We start from the raw sequence: 5,763 nt of genomic DNA on the forward strand, positions 1-5,763 counted from the left end.
CCCCCCCCGAACCATGGCCAAACCAGTCAAGCAACTTGAAAGCTTTGACCATTGCCCCGCAGCTCCTTCGGCGCGAGTATTTCCCTGCTATTCACGGTTCCCCCACCAATAAAAAGTACAGAGGGATTCTGGTCATGCGCGATTATTCGTCCGCCACGTCGCAGTTCGATTACCTGCACACCGCCAATGCCGCTTTGCACGGTTCGCTCGAGGCACTCAATGCCTGCGTCGAATGTTGCGACCGGCATGTCTTGCCGGGGCGCATCGCCTTGTTCTGGGAGGGCCGTGATGGCAGCGATGCGACCTGGACCTACCGTGACCTGCAGGACAACGCCGCGCGTTTCGCCAATTTCCTGCGGGCCCAAGGTGTCGGCAAGGGCGACAAGGTCGCCGGCCTGCTGCCGCGCAATGCTGAACTGCTGATCGTGGTGCTCGCCACCTGGCGTATCGGCGCGGTCTACCAGCCCCTGTTCACCGCATTCGGACCCAAGGCCATCGAGCACCGCCTCGGCAGTTCCGGCGCGCGTGTGGTGGTCACCGACGCCAGCAACCGGCCCAAGCTCAACGAAGTGCTTGGCTGCCCCACCATCGTTACGGTCGGCGGGCAGAAGGGCCAGGGCATCGTCCGCGGCGACTACAGTTTCTGGGCCGAACTGGCCAACCATTCCGACCCGTGCGAACCGCTGATGCTGACCGGCGAAGATCCGTTCCTGCTGATGTTCACCTCCGGCACCACCGGGCCGGCCAAGGCGCTGTCGGTTCCGCTCAAGGCCATCGTCGCGTTCCAGAGCTACATGCGTGACGCGGTGGATTTGCGTCCTGAGGATTCCTTCTGGAACGTCGCTGACCCGGGCTGGGCCTACGGCATCTATTTCGGCGTGACCGGGCCTCTGGCGCTGGGGCATCCGATCACTTTCTACGATGGTCCCTTCACCTTGGAAAGCACCTGCCGGGTGATCAACAAATACGGCATCAGCAACCTGGCTGGCTCACCGACGGCCTATCGTCTGTTGATTGCTGGCGGCGAGCAGTTCGCTCGGTCGATCAAGGGCAAGCTGCGCATCGTCAGCAGCGCCGGCGAGCCGCTGAACCCGGAAGTGATCCGCTGGTTTGCCGAGAACCTGAACGTGGTGATCCATGATCATTACGGCCAGACCGAGCTGGGCATGGTGCTGTGCAACCACCATGGCCTCAACCACCCGGTGCACTTGGGCGCGGCCGGTTTTGCCTCGCCGGGCCACCGCATCGTGGTGCTGGATGAAAATCAACAGGAGTTGGGGGTAGGGCAGCCAGGCATTCTTGCCGTCGATCGCAGCCAGTCGCCGATGTGCTGGTTCGCCGGTTACGAAGGCGGGCCGACCAAGGCGTTCGTCGGCAATTATTACCTGAGCGGCGATACCGTCGAGTTCAACCCGGACGGCAGCATCAGCTTTGTCGGCCGCAGCGATGACGTGATCACGACGTCCGGCTATCGCGTTGGCCCGTTCGACGTGGAAAGCGCGCTGATCGAACACCCGGCCGTGGTGGAAGCCGCGGTCATCGGCAAACCCGACCCTGAGCGCACCGAGCTGGTGAAAGCTTTCGTGGTGCTCAGCGCTCAGTACCGCGCCGCGCCGGAGCTGGCCGAAGAATTGCGCCAGCATGTGCGCAAGCGCCTGGCGGCCCATGCGTACCCCCGTGAAATCGAATTTGTCAGCGACTTGCCGAAGACCCCCAGCGGCAAGTTGCAGCGCTTTATCTTGCGCAACCAGGAAATCGCCAAGGCTCAAGAGGCTGCGGCGCAGAACGTTTCAGCTTGAATCCAAGGAAACCATGATGCAGATCGACAACAAGATTTTCCTCGTCAGCGGCGGTGCTTCCGGCCTCGGCGCGGCCACCGGCGAAATGCTGGTCAAGGCCGGCGCCAAGGTGATGCTGGTGGACCTGAACGCCGAAGCGGTGGCCGCCCAGGCACAAAAGCTCGGTTGTCAGAGCGTGGTCGCCGACATCAGCGACGAAGCGGCAGCCGCAGCGGCAGTCAAGGCCACGGTGGATGCGTTCGGTGGCTTGAATGGGCTGGTCAATTGCGCCGGCATCGTGCGCGGGGAGAAGATCCTCGGCAAGAACGGTCCTCATGCGCTCGCCAGCTTCAGCCAAGTGATCAACGTCAACCTGATCGGCAGCTTCAACCTGCTGCGCCTGGCCGCTGCGGCCATTGCCGAAACCGAGGCCAACGCCGACGGCGAACGCGGGGTGATCATCAATACCGCCTCGGTAGCCGCTTTCGACGGGCAGATCGGCCAGGCCGCCTACGCGGCGTCCAAGGGCGCGATTGCCAGCCTGACCCTGCCAGCCGCCCGTGAACTGGCGCGCTTCGGTATCCGCGTAATGACCATCGCGCCAGGGATCTTCGAAACCCCGATGATGGCCGGCATGACGCCGGAAGTACGTGACTCCCTGGCCGCCGGCGTGCCGTTCCCGCCGCGCCTGGGCAAACCCGCCGAGTACGCCGCGCTGGTCCGGCATATCATTGAAAACAGCATGCTCAACGGCGAGGTGATCCGTCTCGACGGCGCCTTGCGCATGGCCGCCAAATAGGAGGATTTGTCATGTCCAACGATCCGATTGTCATTGTCAGCGCCGTCCGCACCCCGATGGGCGGCTTCCAGGGCGAGCTGAAAAGCCTGACCGCACCGCAGCTGGGTTCCGCCGCCATCAAGGCCGCTGTGGAGCGCGCCGGCATTTCGCCACAGGCGGTCGAAGAAGTGCTGTTCGGTTGCGTGCTCGCCGCAGGGCAGGGCCAGGCGCCGGCACGCCAGGCGGCGCTGGGCGCCGGGCTCGACAAATCGACCCGCTGCACCACGCTCAACAAGATGTGCGGATCAGGCATGGAAGCGGCGATCCTCGCCCACGACATGCTCGTCGCCGGCAGCGCCGAAGTGGTAGTGGCTGGCGGCATGGAAAGCATGTCCAACGCGCCGTACCTGCTCGATCGTGCCCGCAGCGGCTTGCGCATGGGTCATGGCAAGGTGCTCGACCATATGTTCCTCGACGGCCTCGAAGACGCCTACGACAAGGGCCGCCTGATGGGCACCTTCGCCGAAGACTGCGCCGAGGCCAACGGCTACAGCCGTGAAGCCCAGGATGCCTTCGCCATCGCGTCCACCACCCGTGCCCAGCAGGCGATCAAGGACGGCAGCTTCGACGCCGAGATCGTGCCGGTGCAGGTCATGGTCGGCAAGGAACAGGTCACTATCCGTCACGACGAGCAGCCACCGAAGGCGCGGATCGACAAGATCGCCACGCTCAAGCCGGCGTTCCGCGACGGAGGTACGGTAACGGCGGCCAACGCCAGCTCGATCTCCGATGGCGCCGCCGCCCTGGTGCTGATGCGCCAGAGCCAGGCGCAGCAGCGCGGCCTGAAACCGCTGGCGGTGATTCACGGCCACGCCGCGTTCGCCGACGCCCCGGGCCTGTTTCCCACGGCACCGATTGGTGCGGTGAAAAAACTGCTGAGCAAGACCGGCTGGGCGCTGGGCGACGTCGATCTGTTCGAAGTCAACGAAGCTTTCGCCGTGGTCGGCCTGGTGACCATGGACAAGCTGGAAATCCCCCACGACAAGGTCAACGTCCACGGCGGCGCCTGTGCCCTGGGCCACCCGATCGGCGCATCCGGCGCGCGGATCCTGGTGACGCTACTCTCGGCCCTGCGCCAGAAAGGCCTCAAGCGCGGCGTCGCGGCGATTTGTATCGGCGGCGGCGAAGCCACCGCCATGGCCGTTGAATGCCTGTACTGAGGAGCCCCCATGCTTGCGACTGAAGAACAGACTCAAATCCGTGACATGGCCCGGCAGTTCGCCCAGGAGCGCTTGAAACCGTTCTCGGCCGAGTGGGACCGCGAGCACCGCTTTCCCAGGGAAGCCATTGGTGAAATGGCCGAGCTGGGTTTTTTCGGGATGCTGGTTCCGGAACAGTGGGGCGGTTGCGACACCGGTTACCTGGCCTACGCGATGACGCTGGAAGAAATCGCCGCCGGCGATGGCGCCTGCTCGACGATCATGAGCGTGCACAACTCGGTAGGCTGTGTGCCGATCCTCAAATTCGGCACCGACGAGCAAAAGGCCCGTTTCCTCACGCCGCTGGCCAGTGGCGCGATGCTCGGCGCTTTCGCCCTGACCGAGCCCCAGGCTGGCTCCGACGCCAGCAGCCTGAAGACGCGGGCGCGGCTGGAGGGCGATCATTACGTGCTCAACGGTTGCAAACAGTTCATCACGTCCGGGCAGAACGCTGGCGTGGTCATCGTGTTTGCCGTCACCGATCCGAGCGCCGGCAAGCGTGGCATCAGTGCGTTCATCGTGCCCACCGATTCGCCGGGCTACAGCGTCGCGCGGGTCGAGGACAAACTCGGCCAGCACGCTTCCGACACCTGCCAGATCCTTTTCGAGGACGTGAAGGTGCCGGTGGCCAATCGTCTCGGGGAGGAGGGCGATGGCTACAGGATCGCCCTGGCGAACCTCGAAGGCGGGCGGGTCGGCATCGCGGCGCAGTCGGTGGGCATGGCCCGTGCGGCGTTCGAAGCCGCACGCGACTATGCCCGTGAACGCCAGAGCTTCGGCAAGCCGATCATCGAGCATCAGGCCGTGGCGTTCCGCCTGGCCGACATGGCGACCCAGATCGCCGTGGCGCGGCAGATGGTGCACTACGCCGCCGCGCTGCGCGATGCCGGCCAGCCGGCGCTGGTAGAGGCGTCCATGGCCAAGTTGTTCGCCTCGGAAATGGCCGAGAAGGTCTGCTCCATGGCCTTGCAAACCCTCGGTGGCTACGGTTACCTCAAAGATTTCCCGCTGGAGCGCATCTACCGCGACGTGCGGGTCTGTCAGATCTACGAAGGCACCAGCGACATTCAGCGCATGGTCATTTCGCGCAACCTTTGAACAGGAGTCCCCCATGAGCTACGAAACGATTTTATTGGAGATCAAGGACCGTGTTGGCCTGATCACTCTCAACCGGCCCCAGGCGCTGAACGCCCTGAATGCGCAGATCGTCAGCGAGCTGAACCAGGTACTGGACCGCCTGGAAGCGGATCCGAAGATCGGCTGCATCGTCCTGACCGGCTCGAAAAAAGCCTTTGCCGCCGGCGCCGATATCAAGGAGATGGCCGAACTGACCTATCCGCAGATCTACCTGGACGATTTGTTCAGCGACAGCGACCGGGTTGCCAATCGCCGCAAGCCGATCATCGCGGCGGTAAACGGTTTTGCCTTGGGCGGTGGCTGCGAATTGGCGCTGATGTGCGACTTCATCCTGGCCGGTGACAACGCCAGGTTCGGCCAGCCGGAAATCAATCTCGGCGTGCTGCCGGGCATGGGCGGCACCCAACGCCTGACCCGTGCGGTGGGCAAGGCCAAGGCCATGGAAATGTGCCTGACCGGACGCTTCATCGACGCGGTGGAAGCCGAGCGTTGCGGCATCGTGGCGCGCATCGTTCCGGCTGACGAGCTGCTGGACGAAGCCCTGAAAACCGCGGCCCTGATCGCCTCCAAATCGGTGCCCATCAGCATGATGGTCAAGGAAAGCGTCAACCGCGCCTTCGAAGTCAGCCTGTCCGAGGGCGTGCGTTTTGAACGCCGGGTATTCCACGCGGCATTTGCCACGCAGGATCAGAAAGAAGGCATGGCGGCGTTCGTGGCCAAGCGGGCGGCGGAGTTTCAGGACAAGTAATGCGGTGTCTTGGCTAACGCCTTCGCGAGCAGGCTCGCTCCCACAGGGTTTAGCGGCGTACAC

At 64.0% G+C, this 5,763-nt stretch carries 5 protein-coding genes; all 5 read left to right on the forward strand.

Annotation, left to right across the window (positions count from 1 at the left end; translation table 11 throughout):
• Positions 1 to 134: 134 nt before the first annotated feature.
• Genes ACE04F_RS11275 through ACE04F_RS11295 form a run of 5 tightly spaced genes read left to right on the forward strand, consistent with a single transcriptional unit; the run spans position 135 to position 5,700 of the window.
• Positions 135 to 1,799, forward strand: a complete 1,665-nt coding sequence (locus tag ACE04F_RS11275; RefSeq protein ID WP_486106702.1) for an AMP-binding protein — start codon at positions 135 to 137, stop codon at positions 1,797 to 1,799.
• 16 nt (positions 1,800 to 1,815) lie between these two features.
• Entirely contained in the window at positions 1,816 to 2,577 is a 762-nt protein-coding gene (locus ACE04F_RS11280; protein ID WP_486106704.1) for an SDR family NAD(P)-dependent oxidoreductase, read from the forward strand.
• Positions 2,578 to 2,588: 11 nt separating this feature from the next.
• Positions 2,589 to 3,776 carry an acetyl-CoA C-acyltransferase gene (locus tag ACE04F_RS11285; protein ID WP_486106706.1) on the forward strand — a complete coding sequence of 396 codons (1,188 nt, stop codon included), beginning with the start codon at positions 2,589 to 2,591 and terminating at the stop codon, positions 3,774 to 3,776.
• 9 nt (positions 3,777 to 3,785) lie between these two features.
• The gene (locus ACE04F_RS11290; protein ID WP_486106708.1) at positions 3,786 to 4,913 is read left to right on the forward strand and encodes an acyl-CoA dehydrogenase; all 1,128 of its coding nucleotides are present in this window, start codon (positions 3,786 to 3,788) and stop codon (positions 4,911 to 4,913) included.
• A 13-nt stretch (positions 4,914 to 4,926) separates the two neighbouring features.
• Positions 4,927 to 5,700 carry an enoyl-CoA hydratase gene (locus tag ACE04F_RS11295; protein WP_486106710.1) on the forward strand — a complete coding sequence of 258 codons (774 nt, stop codon included), beginning with the start codon at positions 4,927 to 4,929 and terminating at the stop codon, positions 5,698 to 5,700.
• Positions 5,701 to 5,763 lie beyond the last annotated feature (63 nt).

It is taken from the genome of Pseudomonas sp. AGC41 (genome assembly GCF_057334555.1).

What these genes read in the sequence shown, in the direction of transcription:
- ACE04F_RS11275 (WP_486106702.1), top strand. Translation starts at nt 135, where the DNA reads ATGCGCGATTATTCGTCCGCCACGTCGCAGTTCGATTACCTGCACACC.
- ACE04F_RS11280 (WP_486106704.1), top strand. Translation starts at nt 1,816, where the DNA reads ATGCAGATCGACAACAAGATTTTCCTCGTCAGCGGCGGTGCTTCCGGC.
- ACE04F_RS11285 (WP_486106706.1), top strand. Translation starts at nt 2,589, where the DNA reads ATGTCCAACGATCCGATTGTCATTGTCAGCGCCGTCCGCACCCCGATG.
- ACE04F_RS11290 (WP_486106708.1), top strand. Translation starts at nt 3,786, where the DNA reads ATGCTTGCGACTGAAGAACAGACTCAAATCCGTGACATGGCCCGGCAG.
- ACE04F_RS11295 (WP_486106710.1), top strand. Translation starts at nt 4,927, where the DNA reads ATGAGCTACGAAACGATTTTATTGGAGATCAAGGACCGTGTTGGCCTG.